20 protein-coding genes are annotated in these 16008 nt (G+C 37.0%); 5 read left to right on the forward strand and 15 right to left on the reverse strand.

The features are described 5' to 3' along the window. Positions 1-13 precede the first annotated feature (13 nt). Both B0G92_RS06945 and B0G92_RS06950 read right to left on the reverse strand, forming a co-directional pair. Positions 14-661: an NAD(P)-dependent oxidoreductase gene (locus B0G92_RS06945; RefSeq protein ID WP_101471559.1), complete on the reverse strand. Its 648-nt coding sequence runs from the start codon at positions 659-661 to the stop codon at positions 14-16. Between the two features lie 57 nt (positions 662-718). After that, positions 719-1126, reverse strand: coding sequence for an Rrf2 family transcriptional regulator (locus B0G92_RS06950; RefSeq protein WP_101471560.1), 408 nt, complete (start codon positions 1124-1126; stop codon positions 719-721). 182 nt (positions 1127-1308) lie between these two features. Between B0G92_RS06950 and B0G92_RS06955 the strand changes: the two genes are divergently transcribed. From B0G92_RS06955 to B0G92_RS06970, 4 genes are all read left to right on the forward strand, one after another. Further along, positions 1309-2220 carry an AEC family transporter gene (locus B0G92_RS06955; RefSeq protein ID WP_056069760.1) on the forward strand — a complete coding sequence of 304 codons (912 nt, stop codon included), beginning with the start codon at positions 1309-1311 and terminating at the stop codon, positions 2218-2220. Positions 2221-2226: 6 nt separating this feature from the next. Beyond that, entirely contained in the window at positions 2227-3441 is a 1215-nt protein-coding gene (locus B0G92_RS06960; RefSeq protein ID WP_101471561.1) for an MFS transporter, read from the forward strand. Positions 3442-3513: 72 nt separating this feature from the next. Further along, the gene (locus B0G92_RS06965) at positions 3514-3945 is read left to right on the forward strand and encodes a DoxX family protein (protein ID WP_101471562.1); all 432 of its coding nucleotides are present in this window, start codon (positions 3514-3516) and stop codon (positions 3943-3945) included. Positions 3946-4035: 90 nt separating this feature from the next. Beyond that, entirely contained in the window at positions 4036-5448 is a 1413-nt protein-coding gene (locus tag B0G92_RS06970) for an FAD-binding oxidoreductase (protein ID WP_101471563.1), read from the forward strand. Between the two features lie 33 nt (positions 5449-5481). Here the strand turns inward: B0G92_RS06970 and B0G92_RS06975 are convergent, their stop codons facing one another. The 9 genes from B0G92_RS06975 to B0G92_RS07020 all read right to left on the reverse strand — a co-directional run bounded on the left by B0G92_RS06975 (position 5482) and on the right by B0G92_RS07020 (position 13060). Continuing rightward, positions 5482-6738 carry a cation:proton antiporter gene (locus B0G92_RS06975; RefSeq protein WP_101471564.1) on the reverse strand — a complete coding sequence of 419 codons (1257 nt, stop codon included), beginning with the start codon at positions 6736-6738 and terminating at the stop codon, positions 5482-5484. Positions 6739-7019: 281 nt separating this feature from the next. Beyond that, a complete protein-coding gene (locus B0G92_RS06985; RefSeq protein ID WP_101471566.1) occupies positions 7020-7592 on the reverse strand; it encodes a hypothetical protein in 573 nt (190 codons plus the stop codon). A gap of 77 nt (positions 7593-7669) precedes the next feature. Continuing rightward, entirely contained in the window at positions 7670-8269 is a 600-nt protein-coding gene (locus tag B0G92_RS06990) for an N-acetylmuramoyl-L-alanine amidase family protein (protein WP_101471567.1), read from the reverse strand. A 93-nt stretch (positions 8270-8362) separates the two neighbouring features. Continuing rightward, positions 8363-8821, reverse strand: a complete 459-nt coding sequence (locus B0G92_RS06995) for a GNAT family N-acetyltransferase (RefSeq protein ID WP_101471568.1) — start codon at positions 8819-8821, stop codon at positions 8363-8365. Positions 8822-8848: 27 nt separating this feature from the next. Continuing rightward, positions 8849-9340, reverse strand: a complete 492-nt coding sequence (locus B0G92_RS07000; protein ID WP_101471569.1) for a hypothetical protein — start codon at positions 9338-9340, stop codon at positions 8849-8851. A 33-nt stretch (positions 9341-9373) separates the two neighbouring features. Then, the gene (gene wecB / locus B0G92_RS07005; protein ID WP_101471570.1) at positions 9374-10555 is read right to left on the reverse strand and encodes a non-hydrolyzing UDP-N-acetylglucosamine 2-epimerase; all 1182 of its coding nucleotides are present in this window, start codon (positions 10553-10555) and stop codon (positions 9374-9376) included. Further along, positions 10512-11741: a glycosyltransferase family 4 protein gene (locus tag B0G92_RS07010; RefSeq protein WP_101471571.1), complete on the reverse strand. Its 1230-nt coding sequence runs from the start codon at positions 11739-11741 to the stop codon at positions 10512-10514. The genes wecB and B0G92_RS07010 overlap by 44 nt, the downstream gene beginning before the upstream one ends. Next, positions 11741-12577, reverse strand: coding sequence for a polysaccharide deacetylase family protein (locus tag B0G92_RS07015; protein ID WP_180326411.1), 837 nt, complete (start codon positions 12575-12577; stop codon positions 11741-11743). The genes B0G92_RS07010 and B0G92_RS07015 overlap by 1 nt, the downstream gene beginning before the upstream one ends. A 180-nt stretch (positions 12578-12757) precedes the next feature. Beyond that, on the reverse strand, positions 12758-13060 hold the full coding sequence (locus B0G92_RS07020) for a hypothetical protein (protein ID WP_143395001.1): 303 nt from the start codon (positions 13058-13060) through the stop codon (positions 12758-12760). Positions 13061-13282: 222 nt separating this feature from the next. Here B0G92_RS07020 and B0G92_RS07025 point away from each other — a divergent pair, with 222 nt between their 5' ends. After that, positions 13283-13627: a hypothetical protein gene (locus tag B0G92_RS07025; protein WP_101471574.1), complete on the forward strand. Its 345-nt coding sequence runs from the start codon at positions 13283-13285 to the stop codon at positions 13625-13627. Here B0G92_RS07025 and B0G92_RS07030 read toward each other — a convergent pair. From B0G92_RS07030 to B0G92_RS16840, 4 genes are all read right to left on the reverse strand, one after another. Then, complete coding sequence (locus tag B0G92_RS07030) at positions 13605-14396, reverse strand: alpha/beta fold hydrolase (protein WP_218971847.1); 792 nt, start codon at positions 14394-14396, stop codon at positions 13605-13607. The genes B0G92_RS07025 and B0G92_RS07030 overlap by 23 nt on opposite strands. An 89-nt stretch (positions 14397-14485) precedes the next feature. Continuing rightward, positions 14486-14977, reverse strand: a complete 492-nt coding sequence (locus tag B0G92_RS07035) for an SRPBCC family protein (protein ID WP_101471576.1) — start codon at positions 14975-14977, stop codon at positions 14486-14488. Continuing rightward, complete coding sequence (locus B0G92_RS07040; RefSeq protein ID WP_101472046.1) at positions 14955-15299, reverse strand: ArsR/SmtB family transcription factor; 345 nt, start codon at positions 15297-15299, stop codon at positions 14955-14957. Before B0G92_RS07040 ends, B0G92_RS07035 begins: the two co-directional genes overlap by 23 nt. Positions 15300-15487: 188 nt before the next feature. After that, positions 15488-15613 carry a hypothetical protein gene (locus B0G92_RS16840; protein ID WP_259462835.1) on the reverse strand — a complete coding sequence of 42 codons (126 nt, stop codon included), beginning with the start codon at positions 15611-15613 and terminating at the stop codon, positions 15488-15490. Between the last annotated feature and the right edge of the window lie 395 nt (positions 15614-16008).

A 16008-nucleotide genomic window follows, 5' to 3' on the forward strand; every position in this document is an offset into this window, starting at 1 on the left:
GAATTGCGGAGTGTTAATAGGCAGCCGTAAATCGAACCTGATGATGTTTTGGGTTTTCAATTTCGTCAGCAATGACAACAGCCAAATCTTCAGCAGATAAGATGCTTCTCTGGTTTTCATCAAAAACAGGATTATCCAAACCAAGACGGTAGTTACCGGTTCTTCCGGTTGTGATTCCCTGGTGCATTTCAAAAGCCGGGCTAAAAAAGGCCCAGTCCAGCTCTTTTTCTTCTTTAAGAATGTTGAGATAATCTCGGGCAGCACTTGCTCCGGCGTGGTATTCTTTTGGAAAATCGGGAGTATCTACAGCCTGTAACCCGGGAGCTACAAAAAGGCTTCCGGCTCCTCCAATAGTAACAAATCTTTTTACATCAGAAAGCTTTACAGCTTCCTGTATCGCTTTAGAACCTGCTATAAAATCATCATAGATATTCGGGTTGGTCCATCCGGAATTATAGGCACTTACAACGGCATCATGTCCTTTTAAGATTTGCGCCAATTCCTGAATATTGAATATGTCTGCTGCAACATATTTTACATTTTGGATGTCGGATTTTTTCCCGTTTCTTGAAATTGCTGTTATTTCATGATGACGGTTGGCCAGTTCGGCGGTAATTTTTGAGCCTACAAATCCGGTGGCTCCAATAATTGCGATTTTCATAATAGTATATGTTTTAAAAGTAATAAAAAAAGTTACAGTTTAGTTTAAAAAAAATAGCTAGAACTTATCTGAAAATTCAGTCAGTGAAATCGTACCTAATTGCTTGATGATTTTATCGTTAATATCTTCATATAGTTCGTCCAATTTTTTATTGATGTTTTTTCCAACCGGACAATCCGGATTTGGGTCATTTTTAGAATAGCCCAAAGTCACTTTTTCAAAAGTCATTTTGAAAATGTCGTCAAGGTTAATCTTCGCAGCGGGTTTTAATAATTTTGTACCGCCATTTTTTCCTTCTTTGCTTTCTACAATATTGTGTTTTTTGAGGTTGGCAATTTCTTTTCGAATCAGTACCGGATGCAGGTTCATGCTCCCTGCAAGGAATTCTGAGGAAAGATATTCGTCAGGAAACTTAGACAGAAGGGTCAGGATATGAAGCGTTATTGCAAACTTGCCGGAAATCATACTGTAATAAAATATGTTACAAATTTATAACGATTTTATTTCTTAACAAATATTTTGGCTTTTTTTTATGATTCCGGGATGACTGATAAATTGTAGGTAATGCCGTAAATTTGCACTGTTTTCATCAATAAAAAAAACAAAAGACGGGATAGGTCTTAAACCTCCGTAATTTGAATATAAAAATGGATAGTATTATCTTGTTGTTTTTGTGCCTGCTGGTAGGATTTGTACTGCAAAGAGCTAAAAATTTCCCGGCGAATTCACATCAGGTATTGAACCAGTTCGTGATTTATATCTCATTGCCGGCTCTGGCATTATTCTATATTCCTAAGATTGAAATCAGTTCCAAACTTTTATTTCCATTGGGTATAGCCTGGCTGGGTTTTTTATTTTCTTTCCTGTTTTTTTCGGTATTAGGAAGTTATTTCAAATGGTCGAGAAAATTAGTGGGTTGCCTTATTCTGATGGGTGGTTTAGGAAATACGGCTTTTGTTGGTTTTCCCGTAATAGAGGCTTTATATGGCAAAGAAGGAATGGAAACGGCTATAATTGTAGACCAGCCCGGTACGTTCGTAGTCATGGCAACTTTAGGGATTATTGTAGCATCGCTCTATTCAAGAGGTACTCCAAATCCCAAAGAAATTGTTTCAAAAATTTTGCTTTTTCCTCCTTTTCTGGCCTTTTTTGCAGCTTTGCTGATGAATGTCTTGGATGCCGATTTTAATGAAAACCTACAATTGGTTTTTCAGCGATTGGGAAGTACGGTAACACCAATAGCCCTTGTAGCGGTAGGTTTACAGATAAAAATACAGGAAAAAAGCAGGCATTGGAATTTTTTGGTTTTGGGATTGTTTTTCAAACTGATGATTACTCCGGCATTTTTTTATGTCTTATATAAAATAATTTTTAACGGAAACGGAATCGAAACAGATGTTGCGATATTGGAGTCGGCTATGGCACCCATGATTACAGCATCAATCATTGCTTCAAATTATGGGCTCAAACCTAAGCTCAGCAGTATGATGATTGGCATTGGTATTCCGCTTTCGTTTATAACATTGGCCTTTTGGTATTGGGTTTTAATTACTTTTTAAAAAAATATGAAAGCAACAGATTTGAATTTTCAAGCTCAGGATAATAAGGAAGTAGCGCAAAAAACGGTCTATTCCATTCTTTTCTCTATAGCTTTTGCACATATGCTGAATGATTTGCTTCAGGCGGTCATTCCGTCTGTTTATCCCATATTAAAAGAAAGCTATAAGCTGTCATTTACGCAGATAGGACTGATTACTTTTGCCTATCAGATGGCAGCTTCAATCCTGCAGCCGTTTGTAGGGTTTTATACAGACAAAAAGCCACAGCCTTATTCGCAGATTTACGGAATGCTTTTTACCTTATCAGGAATTATCCTGCTGTCTTATGCCTCGAATTTTTATGTCATCATACTTTCGGTAATTCTGGTAGGGATAGGTTCCTCCATTTTCCATCCGGAAGCTTCCCGAATTTCATTTCTGGCTTCAGGAGGCAAACGCGGACTGGCACAGTCGGTTTTTCAATTAGGAGGAAATGCAGGTACCGCTATAGGGCCTTTATTGGTGGCGTTGCTGGTAGTGCCAAATTCACAGCGCTATATTTTGTTTTTCGTGATAATAGCCACTCTGGCATTGTTAGTTCTGGGCAGGATTGCACGCTGGTATGATAATCATCTTACTTTAAGAGCTAAGAAAAAAATAGAAGTCATTTTGCCGGATTTGTCAAAAAACAGGATTGTCCTGACTGTCATCATTTTGCTGGTATTAATCTTTTCGAAGTTTTTCTACATGGCCAGTATGTCCAGTTATTTTACGTTCTATCTGATTGAAAAATTTAATGTCTCTGTTCAGGATGCCCAATTCCACCTTTTCCTGTTTTTGGCTTCCTGTGCTTTAGGAACATTGTTAGGAGGACCGTTAGGCGATAAGTTTGGTCGAAAATATGTCATCTGGTTTTCGGTTCTGGGAGCGGCTCCGTTTGCGTTATTCTTGCCTTATGCCGATTTGTTTTGGACCGGTATTTTGTCTGTGGTTATAGGAATCATCATTTCTTCTGCTTTTCCTGCAATTCTGGTATATGCACAAGAACTATTGCCTAAAAAACTGGGCATGGTTTCCGGCCTTTTTTATGGTTTTGCTTTCGGAATGGGCGGGCTTGGGTCGGCCTTGTTAGGCTATACAGCAGACCATATTGGAATTGAAGCGGTATATAAAATTTGTGCTTATTTGCCACTGATTGGAATTATTGCCTTATTCCTTCCAAACCTCAAGAAGAAAAAGTAAGCTGTCTGCCATTTTTATCTTGTTAATTTTTTGTAAATTTATAGGGCGTGAAACCCATAAATTACAGCTATTATGATGAAAATTTTTAGCACGGCCCAAAACAAGAATCTTTCCAATATCATGCTTTTTGTTGTGAGGGCTACGGTGAGCAGCTTTATGCTGGTGCATGGTGTGGAAAAATTTGATACGCTTTATGCAGGTGGGCCGTTTGAATTTCCAGATCCTTTGGGAGTAGGCCCGGCAGCATCGCTATCATTGGCGGTATTTGCCGAAGTTTTGTGTTCGGGATTGCTATTGGTCGGATTTGCAACACGCCTGGTAACGATTCCGCTGATTATCACGATGTATTTTGCAGTTTTCGTAATTCACGGATCGCACGGTTTTGAAAAACAGGAACTGGGCGGATTGTATCTTCTGATTTATGTTCTTTTACTGGTGACAGGAAGCGGAAAGTACTCCGTAGATCATTTTATTTATAAAAGAACCAGACCCGAAAAACCTTAATTTTATTTGTGACAAAAACCCTTTTGCGACATTATAAAGCAATCAAATAAATAGTATTTTTGAATTCTTAATGATTTTGAAATTGCTATCATGAAAACCGAACTGCTTTCCAAAGAAGTAATCAGCAGGCTACAGCAAATTGTTGGCCCGTCTTTTCTTTTTTTAGATGAAGAAACCCGAAATAATTATGGGCGTGACGAAACCGAAGATTATGTTTTTCCTCCGGGTGTAGTGCTGAAACCTGCTTCTGCCGAAGAAATTTCGGCTATCCTAAAGCTGGCTAATGACTATAAAATTCCCGTAACTCCAATTGGAGGTAAAACAGGATTGAGTGGTGGCGCTTTGAGTATTCATCAGGGTATTGGACTTTCGATGGAACGTTTCAATAAAATCCTTCATATTGACGAGCAGAATCTTCAGGTTATGGTTGAGCCGGGTGTAGTAACGCAGACGCTGCAGGAAGCCGTTCTGGAAAAAGGATTATTTTATCCGCCAGACCCGAGCAGTCGCGGTAGCTGTTTTATTGGCGGAAACGTTGCCGAAAATGCAGGTGGAGCAAGAGCTGTAAAGTATGGCGTAACCAAAGATTATGTTTTGAACCTTGAAGTGGTATTGCCAACAGGAGAGATTGTGTGGACAGGAGCGAATACGCTAAAAAATTCAACAGGCTATAATCTGACGCAATTAATGGTTGGCAGTGAAGGCACATTAGGTGTTATTACCAAAATTGTGATGAAGCTGTTGCCTAAAAATACGCATAATGTGCTAATGCTTGTTCCGTTTTTTAATTCCAGCCAGGCTTGTGAAGCGGTGGCTCAGATTTTTAAGGCCGGAATAACACCAAGTGCCCTGGAATTTATGGAGCGTGACGCTATTGACTGGACATTGCGTTTTATTGATGGTGTCAGTCTGAACATTAAAGATGAGGTTGAGGCGCATTTGTTGATTGAAGTCGATGGAAATTATCCGGACGTGCTGTTTTCTGAAGCCGAAAAAATTACAGAGGTTCTGGAACAATTTGCCATTGATGAAATTCTTTTTGCCGATTCCGAAGACCAGAAAAATGCATTATGGAAATTGAGAAGAGCGGTGGCAGAAGCCGTAAAATCGAATTCGGTTTATAAGGAAGAAGATACGGTTGTGCCACGATATGAACTTCCGAGGCTTTTGGAAGGTATAAAATCTATCGGAAATAAATATGGCTTTAAGTCGGTTTGTTATGGACATGCGGGCGATGGCAACCTCCATGTGAATATTGTCAAGGGTGATATGTCTGATGAAGACTGGAAGACTGAAATTCCGAAAGGAATCCGTGAGATTTTTGAACTGACGGTTTCGCTCAAAGGAACCTTGTCTGGCGAACATGGTATTGGTTATGTGCAGAAAAACTACATGGATATTGCTTTTTCACCAACGCAATTGTTATTGATGAAGAACATTAAAAATTGTTTTGACCCGAATAATATCCTAAACCCTGGCAAAGTATTACCGGATTCTATATAAAAAAAGGAGCTTCATTTGAAGCTCCTTTTTTTATTATAGGTTAGCCGATTTTGCTTTCGGCAGTAATCGGTTAGCCAGTTTTCCAATAGTAAGTCCTTGTACGATAATAGAAAATACGACCACAAAGTAAGTAATCGCCACTATAATTTTTTTATGTGGTCCTTCAGCAATCGATAGTGCCAGGGCGATGGAAACACCGCCACGGAGTCCGCCCCATACCATTATTTTTATGGTTGAAGATTCAAATTTCTTTTTAAAAGGAATGATTTTCGTTGGAATCCAAATTGATATAAGTCGACAGAGTAGTACAATGAAGATACAAATCAATCCAATAGACCAGAAGCTTAGGATATTTGGGATTAACAATAACTCAAAACCGATAAAAAGGAAAAGAATAGCGTTGAGAATCTCATCAATCAATTCCCAAAATTTATTCAGGTAGTCTTTGGTAGTGGCAGACATAGCTGTCTTTTTTCCGTAATTTCCAATAATGATTCCTGCTGCAACCATGGTTAATGGTCCGGAAATATGCATGGCCTGAGCAATCAGATAACCGCCCATAACAACCGATAAGGTAATCAATACGGACACTTTATAATCGTCTACTTTTCGCATGGCTTTGCTGGACTGTATACCCAAAATCGTTCCAAGAATAAATCCACCCAAAGCTTCTCTTATGAGTAGCCATGAAACGTGAGGTAATGAAAAGTCGCTTGCCGGGTCTTGTGCCAATTTTAAAATTACGGCAAAAACCACAACCGCGACACCGTCATTAAACAGAGATTCTCCCGCAATTTTTGTTTCCAGTGATTTTGGAACTTTGGCGTCTTTCAGTATGCTGAGTACGGCAATAGGATCTGTAGGCGAAATCAGGGCTCCAAAAAGCAAACAGTAAATAAACGGAAGGTCTATATGGAGCAGGTCTGTAACAAAGTCCAGAATAAGTCCGATGGCCAGTGCCGATATTAATACGCTAATCGTTGAAAAAACCATGACAGGACCGCGCTGTTCACGCAAATCTTTAAGATTGACATGAATAGCACCTGCAAACAAAAGGAAGTTAAGCATGGCACCCATCAATACTTCCGTAAAATCAAATTCTGAAAATAGTTTTGAAAAGTTTGTAAATGTTTCCGGAAAAATATTACCGGTTACTACCAGCAATATGGAACTGATCATGGCAATAATCATGATTCCGATGGTGGCGGGCAATTTTAGGAAACGGATGTTGAGATAGGCAAAAAATGATGCGAGTACGATTAGGACTGAAAAGGAGTAGTATAATTCCATAAGTTGATTTTGGCTTTTTTACAAATATAAAAAACGAGCGCAAAAACAGGGGCTCATTGCAGTTTTTTGACAAAATTTTGGCAAAAAAAATCCCCAACATACGTGGGGATTTTTTCATTAATCTCTTTTTGGGTTATTTTTTTTGTCTCTTTTTTCAGCCTTTTTTTCTTTAGCAGTTTTTGCAGGCTCTTTCTTTACATTTTTCTTAACGTCGTGACTCTTTGCCATAGTTGTACAGTTTTAATTACTATTATTTGAACCGGACAAAAGAGGAAATTATCTTATAATCCCAGTTCGGTTTTTATTTTTCCTTCAAATAGTTGGGTAAAAATCTGCTCGTTATAAATCAGGTATTTCCATTCTTTTTTGGTGAGATTGTCTGATATGGCAATCATTTTAGCCCCGGTCTTAATGTTCATGGTCTTGTTTGTCGGATCATAAGATACATTTTCAGTCTTCATTGCTTTTTTGAACATATCAATATATTCCTGAATTTCCAGATTGGGTATTGCCTCATCCCAAATAATCTGCATGGTGTTGTCATGGTTGATTACAGAAAAAAACTGGTCACCAATCTTTTTGATGTCTCCAAAAGTAAAATTAGCAGGTGCATCTACCATCTTGATTTTAAATCCTTGATTGGCCTCAAAAGGTTTTTTTAGAGATTCAAGCAGGGCTTCTTTTGGAGCTATATCATATAATTTCGGATAGATCATATCCATCATCTGTTCGTATTGGTGGCTGACGGTATAATCATAGAATTTCTGAGCATTTGCTTTTAATGAAGCCATATTCTGAGAAAAACTCTTGACAGAAATCAATAAAAACAGAGCCAGACACACTATTTTTTTCATGTTTTTTATTTCAAATATAAATTAAAAATCCTCTCACAGTGGGAAGTGAGAGGATTTTAGGTTTTATTTATCATTTTTTATCGGGCAAGATATTCCAATATTTTTTGGGCTATTTCTTTTTGTCCGCTATTGCTGCTCAGGTAGCTTCTGTCATTGGCATTCGACAGAAACCCCAATTCCAACACAACAGCCGGGCTTTTGGTATTTTTTAGTAAATACATTGGTGCGATTTTTACGCCTCTGCTTCTTAGCTTGTTGTCAGAAAGTACAGAAATCAGTTCTTCTGCATGGGCTTTTGAAGCTTCAAACCGTTCGTTTTGCTCGCTTACGTAAGCTTCTATTCCATTAGCTTCTTCGTTGGTGTTTTTATTTACGTGTAAAGAAATTACCAAATCAGGTTGTAGTTTGTTGATTTTTTCAGTTCTTTCCTGCAATGAGCTAAACTCGTCATTGTCCCGGGTTAGAATAATCTCTATTTCAGTATTCCTGTTTTGAGAAGCTATCTGTTTGGCGATATTGGAAACAATTTGTTTTTCGGAATAAAATCCATGGGTAGCGCCTATGTCTTGCCCTCCATGTCCGGCATCAATGACGATTCGCTTTTTGCTTTCTGGTGTCGTAAACGACAAGATAGAAACGAGCACGGCTGCTCCTAAAAATTTCCAGGTGTTTTTCATACGTTTTAAGTTTAGGGTTAAAGCATTAACTCTACAACGATGAATGTATGAAAATATTTGCTAAAAGAGATATAAATTTTAAAGAAAAAGTTTTTATCTTTTATCTTTTGCCAGCATCATATGTAAAATAGGATAGGGCTTTCCACAGCCGTCCACTTCAGACGAAGCCACAGTATGAAACCCGAACTTTTCATAAAAACCTACTGCCTGTTCATTGTCCTGGTTAACGTCTACTTTGGTAATACTAAGATTTTCTAAAGCATGTGTTAGCAATATTTTGCCAATTCCCTGACCTCGAGCCTCTGCACAAACGAATAGCATTTCCAGATTGCCGTCAGCAGTACCCATAAAACCAAGAATCTGGCCATTTTCATCTTTAAGGCCTATTAATGTGACAGCACTGAAATACTGAGGAACCAGGTTTTTATAAAATTCAAAATCTTCTTCCTTGAGGAAATCGTGTGTGGCTTTTACAGACGATTCCCAAACGGAAAGTATTTTGCCATATTCCGGTTCGGTTACATTTTCCAGGGTATAGTTTGAGAGTGGCATTTTTTCTTTTATGTATATTTTGTAAAACTATAATTTTAATATCTCGTCTGCCTTTTTGCAACGAATGTTCAATTCTTCACACAATTCTTTGATACGTGGCACGTCTTCTCCGTAAACAAGCATTAGCTGTATAGTATCGGCATAGCTGTCGCCAATTTCAATAAGTTCCAGTTCCGGAAATTCTTTCTGAAGTTCTGTTGAAACCCATTCGATATAATCTGCCGTGTTCAGCTTTTTTTCATACGGATAGGGAGGAAGTGCACCATCGAGTTCATCGACAATCAATTCATGGATTTCATCAATTTTATCACCCACAATCATAAATTCACCTATTTCGTTAGAAACGGCAAACTGTATGACACCGTCAGGGTCGCCTTCCAGAAGCCATTCTGCTCCGTTTTCTGTGAGATATTGTTCCGGATTATCGACAGCCAGTTGCAAGTTCTCCCAAATTTCGTTTTCGTTTTCTATGTCAAAATCAGCTAAAAGCAGATTGATGAGTTCTTTTATTTTTTCCATTTTTCTTTGATCTTATTGTCGATTCGCCATGTCTTATCCTACTAAGTCAACAGGCGTTGGAAATGAAGTGTTAACCGAATTTTCTTTAGTCGTTTTTAAATTCATCTTTTGTATTTCTTCAATTATTTTGTCAACAGCAGTTCCATTACCAAAAGGGTTGTTTGTTAGGCATTTACTTTCGTAATATTCAGGGTTGTTTAATAGGTTTTTAGCCTCATTAACAATAGTATCGTGAACAGGTCCTACTAAAATAGAAGAACCTATCTCCACGGCTTCTTGCCTTTCTGTAGAAAAGCGGGTAACCAAAACCGGTTTTCCTAAATATGGGGCTTCTTCCTGAATTCCTCCTGAATCAGTTATGATAAGATATGAATTATCCAGAAGGTATACAAATGATAAATAATCAATCTGACCAACAAGAAAAACATTTGAAATATTACCAAGTTCATCCTCAATATGTTTTTTGCTATTTGGATTGTGATGTATTGGGAATAATACCTGAATATTTTCTGTAGCTACCAAAGTTTTAATTGCCTTACATATATTATCAATTCCTTCCCCATGATTTTCACGGCGATGGGCAGTGACTATTACTAACTTTTTGTCTTTTTGAAGGAAAGGGAATTTTTGGAGTACTTCCTTTTCTAAAGAAGGATCTTGTTTGATCCTGTCTTTTATAAAAAATAAGGCATCAACACCTGTATTGCCGCATAATACTATGTTTTCTTCGGGAATATTTTCATTCAACAGATTTTGCTCGGCTCTCGCAGTAGGCGCAAAATTTATATTTGAAATCATTGCAGTTACTCTACGAGACATTTCTTCCGGAAAAGGGGAATAGATGTCACCGGTTCTCAAACCTGCCTCTATATGGATTACTTTTACTTTTTCATAAAAAGCGGCCAAACATGTGGTAAACGAAGTAGCTGTATCTCCTTGTGAAACCATAAGATCAGGCTTAAATTCAACAATCAGTTTTTGTAATCCGATTAAGATTTTAGCAGATAATTCGCTAAGACTTTGATTGGGAGACATGACATTTAAGTTATAATCAGGTTTCACACCAAAAACAGCGAGAGCCTGATCCATTATTTCAGCATGTTGACCTGTAGAGCATATTGCTACTTCAAATCCTTCTATTTCGCGTAATTTTACTGCTAGAGGGACAGTTTTAATTACTTCTGGTCTTGTTCCAATGACGATTAATACTTTCATGTTTGTTGACGTTTTTATAAATTTCTAAAGTTTGTTGTGCGATGGTTTCCCACGAATATTTCTTTCTGAATTCGAGGGTTTTGATTGGCAAATTTGTATCAGGCCAATTACTGACTATCCGGGTGATTTCCTCGGCTATTTTTTGAGCATTTTTTTGAGGTACTAACCAACCATTTTCGTTTGTTTTGATGATTTCAGGAAGTCCTCCCACATCAGTTGCTAAAACGGGTATTCCACAAGAAATAAGTTCGATTGAGAATAGGCTCATTCCTTCCATGAGCGAAGGAATGACTCCTATATCGCTTATATTTATAAGAGGAATTAATCCGTCATGATCTACATTTCCATAGAGCCTAAAATCAACACCAACTGATTGGTCTAATTCAGCCTGAACTTGTTTTCTATATATAGGGAAGTCTTCAGCATCATTTCCAGCAAATAAAAAAACAGATTTCTGCTTTATATCATCACTCAATAAGTTGAGTGCTTTTGCTAGATATAAAACTCCTTTTGTTGGGGCCCATCTTCTGGCGCATAGAAATACTACTTTTTCTTCCAGTTTTTGCACTGTCTTTAATTTTAATTTTTCTTTAGATCCGATTTCCCGAAAACCATCAGTATCAAATCCATTTGGAATAAAATAACTATTATTCTGGCTAGGCAGGAGGTTATGGCTTGGGGCAATAATGGCGTTGAAATGAGCTAAAAAACGTTGCTGAAAATAACGGGTTATTTTGGTTTTTTTCAGGAATAGGTATTCACCATAATGGTTGGTAAATATGATCATGAATTTCTTTGAAACCTTTTTACTCAACCGAACGCTCGAAAGATAGTCATGCTGGTGTATTATATCCGGATGAATATCTTTGATAAGGTTTAGTTTTTTAGAAATCCTGAGATTTTGTCGTATTCTATCAAAAGGTGTAATTGTAAAACCCAGCCCTCCGCTTTCAAATTCTTTAAGCTGTTGGGCTATTTTATAAATTGGATCTTTGATTTCCAACAGGTACCAATCAATACCATTGCGATTTTCAACGGTCAAATAATCTCTGTTCGATAAGGAATAGGTCATAACACTCGGAATAAGTCCTAGTTTTTGCTGCTGCTGTGCCAAGTATTTGATATGGTATTCAACACCGCCAATCTGCCCTTTGTTTTTTTCGCGATAAATATGGAGGATTTTCATTAAATATATTTGCTGATATTGTGTAAACTGTCTACTTTATAGCCTTTCTTTATGCTGATTTCTATCATTTTAGAAAGAATTTCGAACTCTTTGATGCCAATATAAAACGGATGATCAAATACCATTTTATATTTTCCTTCGCTGTCAAGCTGTCTTTCAAATTCAGATAAAATTTCTTCAGATGAATAACCCAACGCTCTCAAATTCTCGACAAATCCAACGTTTCCATGTTGTCCTAAAACATTAGTAGGAAAATGAATTAGCCCCGAAACTTCCGGATTTGGTTGTTTACCTGTGAAATATTCATCCGCTAAAACTGAAAAGCCTCTTTGTCTGAGTACGTTGCCTATCCCCAAAGGAGATTGCCAGCAAGGTGATGCAAAAGAAATTGGCTGCGGAAGTTGGTGTTGTCTGAAATATCCAAGTCCGTAGTCTATTTCCTGAAGGATTTTTTCTTCATTCCAGTTTTTAGCGTTTTTTTCCCATAGTGTATGGTTTTTCCCTCCATGTAGCCCAAGTTCATGCCCATGGTTTATTATATCTTGGAGTATTTTCTTTTGTATAGCTCCTATTTTAGGGTTGAGCAGTAAGGCGACAATACTATTGGTTACTCCAAGTTTGCTAAACATTGAAAAAGTTCCTTGTGTTGTTTTATTAGAAAACCCGTATTTAAACTTTTCTTTTAGAAATGAAGACCGATCGAATGATCTTCCCATACTTACAAAAAAAGTACATTTTGCATTATAATTCTCAAATAGCTTAAGAAGATTAGGAACCCCTTTTTGGAGGCAGATATGCGTATCTATATCAAATCTAAAACAAATATATTTTTCCACTTCTACGATTTAAAAAACTATAACGGGTTAAAAATAGCTTGCAGTATTTTTACTACTATTTTAAAATGCTAAAAATAGATTATTTTTTATTCCGAAGTAATGATCCTTAATTAAAAATATTTAACCTGAATGTTTTAACCATTAGCCCTTTTTGTAAACAGCTTTTTTTCTGTATCATCATTACAAAGCTGCACCACTGTCTGCAAAAAGCGGAGAATAAATCACGTTTTCAGGTAAGACTTTATTTGCTATATCCAATTCAGCATTAGAATTATCTGTTTCTTTTGGCTGTATAATTATGGTATCTTCTTTTGCAAGTTTCTCCAATAATGTGTCCGTTTTCGTCTTTATATCAGCTTTTTGCATTAATGGCTGCTTTTGTTTAGGAGTAAAAGGAATTTTATTTCCTGTAAAGCATGGCACTACTGTTATGTATGTACATAAAATGAGTGTAAGCCTGGATAGGAAATTAATTCTTAACATGATGTTTTTGTTGAAGCTTCTAGTTATTATAATGGGGCGGTAGACTTGGGCTAATCTGAAACAAAGTTTTTTATTAATCCTAAATTATCCTAGCGTAAAGTAATAAGTGGTACAGATGCCGGATAACTGGTAAATATGGAAGAATAAATGGTAATGGACAGTATTGCTTTTTTGTCCAAATTGCATTTTTAACATGAGAATTAAAATTCGATAATAGTAAGTTTGAGTATTTCGCTGATTTTCAATAAGTCCATTTATGATTATGAGATTACAGATTTCAGACATGTTTCTTCCAACCGTTATAATGACATAAGTGTTGGTTTGCTAACCAATAGCGATGTTTTTCTTGACAGGAAAGACAAACAAAAAGTATTAAAGGATAAAATATGGAAAGACATCAAGGGTGAATTCAGCCGAATTGTATTTCCAGTTTATTTAAGTCTTAATGAGGTAAAGGATACGACCAATGCACTAATCGTAAAGAACAATAGTCAGACGACAAATAAAAAAAGCCCAACATTTGTGGGGCTTGAATACATCTTTTTTAGTCCTGTTTTTTTTTATTGAGAAATTTTTCGAGCAACGGGACAATAAATTCCTTGCTTTTTGTTTCGGGTTTTAATGTTGTGATTTCGCCTATATATTCTCCATGACCACCGGGAATAATAGCCAGTTGGCTGTTTGAAATCAATTGGTGCATTTCAACGGCATGTTCTGGTGTCATGACATCGGCATCACCAACAACAATCAACGTTGGAACTTTGATAGATTGTAGCTTTTCGTTGCTGATGTCTTTAAAATCAACCATTCTTTTGGCGCATTTGTCACCCATGGTTTTCAGGTTTTCAGGATGTTCTGCCGCTTTTAAATAAGCATCTTTATAAAGTTGCGGCATTTGGTCTAATGTGGCATTTTTCATAAAGTCCCAAAATTGTGATGGCACACCATTACGTTTGCACAGGGCAGAACCGGCAATTATTTTTCGAACACGTTCCGGATGACGGATTGCTATTTGCAGGGCAGTAGTACCGCCGTTGCTAAAACCAAAAAAATCTGCTTTTTCGATTTTTAGATAATCGAGTAGTGCGATTACATCATCCGCATCCTGTTCAAAAGAAAGTTCGGCATTTCTGTCGCTTGTATGTCCGTGTGCTTGCAGTTCGACACCAATCAATAGTCTGTTTTGGGTGAGCAACGGAATGATGCTGCCAAAAGTGGTTTGTATGGTAGAACCACCACCGTGAATCAGGACAAGCGGTTTTCCCTGCCCGTAAATTTCATAATACATTTGAATGCCGTTTACATTGGCATAGCCATTTTTAGAAGGGGTTTCCATAAGCGAAGTTTTTTGAGTGGTTTTAGTTTGCCTGCTACTGCTACAAGAGAGCAGAAATAAAACAATAAAAACACCGATTATTTTTGCTTTCATAACATTTCGTTGAGACGGTTAAACATCTGAATCCAGCTTGGATACGCTCCGGTTGTTTTGGCAAGTGATTCCGAAACGGTTTGGTGTAATGTGAGCTTAGTCTTTCCATCGAGGTCTTCAAAAGTAAGCGTAACCTTGGTTATGGCTGGCCAATTGGTATCCATGCCCATATCAATAGGATTAACATCTTTGCCATTCTCGTCTGTGACTTGCATTGTAAAGACAATTTTTTCCGGTACCGTAATTTCGAGATAGGTTCCTTTGCACCAACAGTTGCCATGTTCCGGATTGTAAATACAGGAATGGAATTGTCCGCTTTCACGAACATTTATTGATGCGAAATTAATAGAACAGCCGACCGGAGCATACCATTTTTCAAGTTGCTTAGGGTCTGTCCAAGCATCAAAAACCAGTTTCCTGTCGGCATCAAATATATGGGTGATGTGTACTTCGTTTTGAGTACTCTTATCTTGTGGTTGTATCTTCATTATCTTTTGATTTTAAAGTTTCCAAATGATTTTCTAAAGCAGCAAAACGGCTTGTCCAAAATGCTTTATATTGCTCAACCCAGACTGAAACTTCTGACAACTTATCAAGCCTGGCTTCGCAAATGCGTTCGCGTCCTTGTTTTTTGATTTCTATTAAGCCGCATTCCATCAATATTTTGATATGAAGCGAAACCGCCTGTCGTGTCACATCAAATTTTTCTGCAAGGCTATTCACATTCTGTGGCTTTTGGGCTATCATACCAATAATCTGCCTACGTGTTGGGTCTGCAATGGCTTGAAATACGTCGCGTCTTGTTTCCATAATCATTAATATGCAAGTATGTGATTGCAAATTTAAACGAAAGCATTTGCTTGCGCAAATTTTTTTTATGAAAAAATTAGTCGAAAGTCAAAAAGTCTAAAATCAAAAAAGCTTAGTTATTGGAGTTTTCTTCCAGTTCTTGTAAATAGGTAAGAAGAAAATAAAAATCTTCGATAATGGTTTGGAAATTATCGGGTAGAATTAGATTTTTTTTGGTTGAGGTAGTTGAATAGTATATAATTCAGGCTTTTTTGTAGGCTGTTGGATGTGGTAAATTCGAAAAGATTTATGTGGCTTAGGTCTGTTGTTTTCATGTGTAATTATTTGAAAACAAAGATGAGGGATTATTTTTAAAATGTTGTAATATAGGAAGTTGACAGGTGTGGAATTACATTAAATTAATTGATTGTCGGAAACTGTACACCAAAAAGATTCTTAATATGTAAGCCATATAGCTTGCCATGTTTTGCGGCTCTGCACCTTTGCTAGCAACTATTTTCACGCAGAGTTGCAAAATCAGTAATAATAATTTTGTTTTACATATTCGGAATTCCATTCAAACATACATAAACAGCCATACAAAGAGTTATAATTATTTCTACTATCCACAAAAACTTTATGTTGATATATTTAATATGAATTGCTATTCGATCAATAACTATCAATATAAAAACCTAAAAGCGAATATAATAGCAACAACACCTGCCCA

Source organism: Flavobacterium lindanitolerans (genome assembly GCF_002846575.1).
GTDB lineage: Bacteria > Bacteroidota > Bacteroidia > Flavobacteriales > Flavobacteriaceae > Flavobacterium > Flavobacterium lindanitolerans.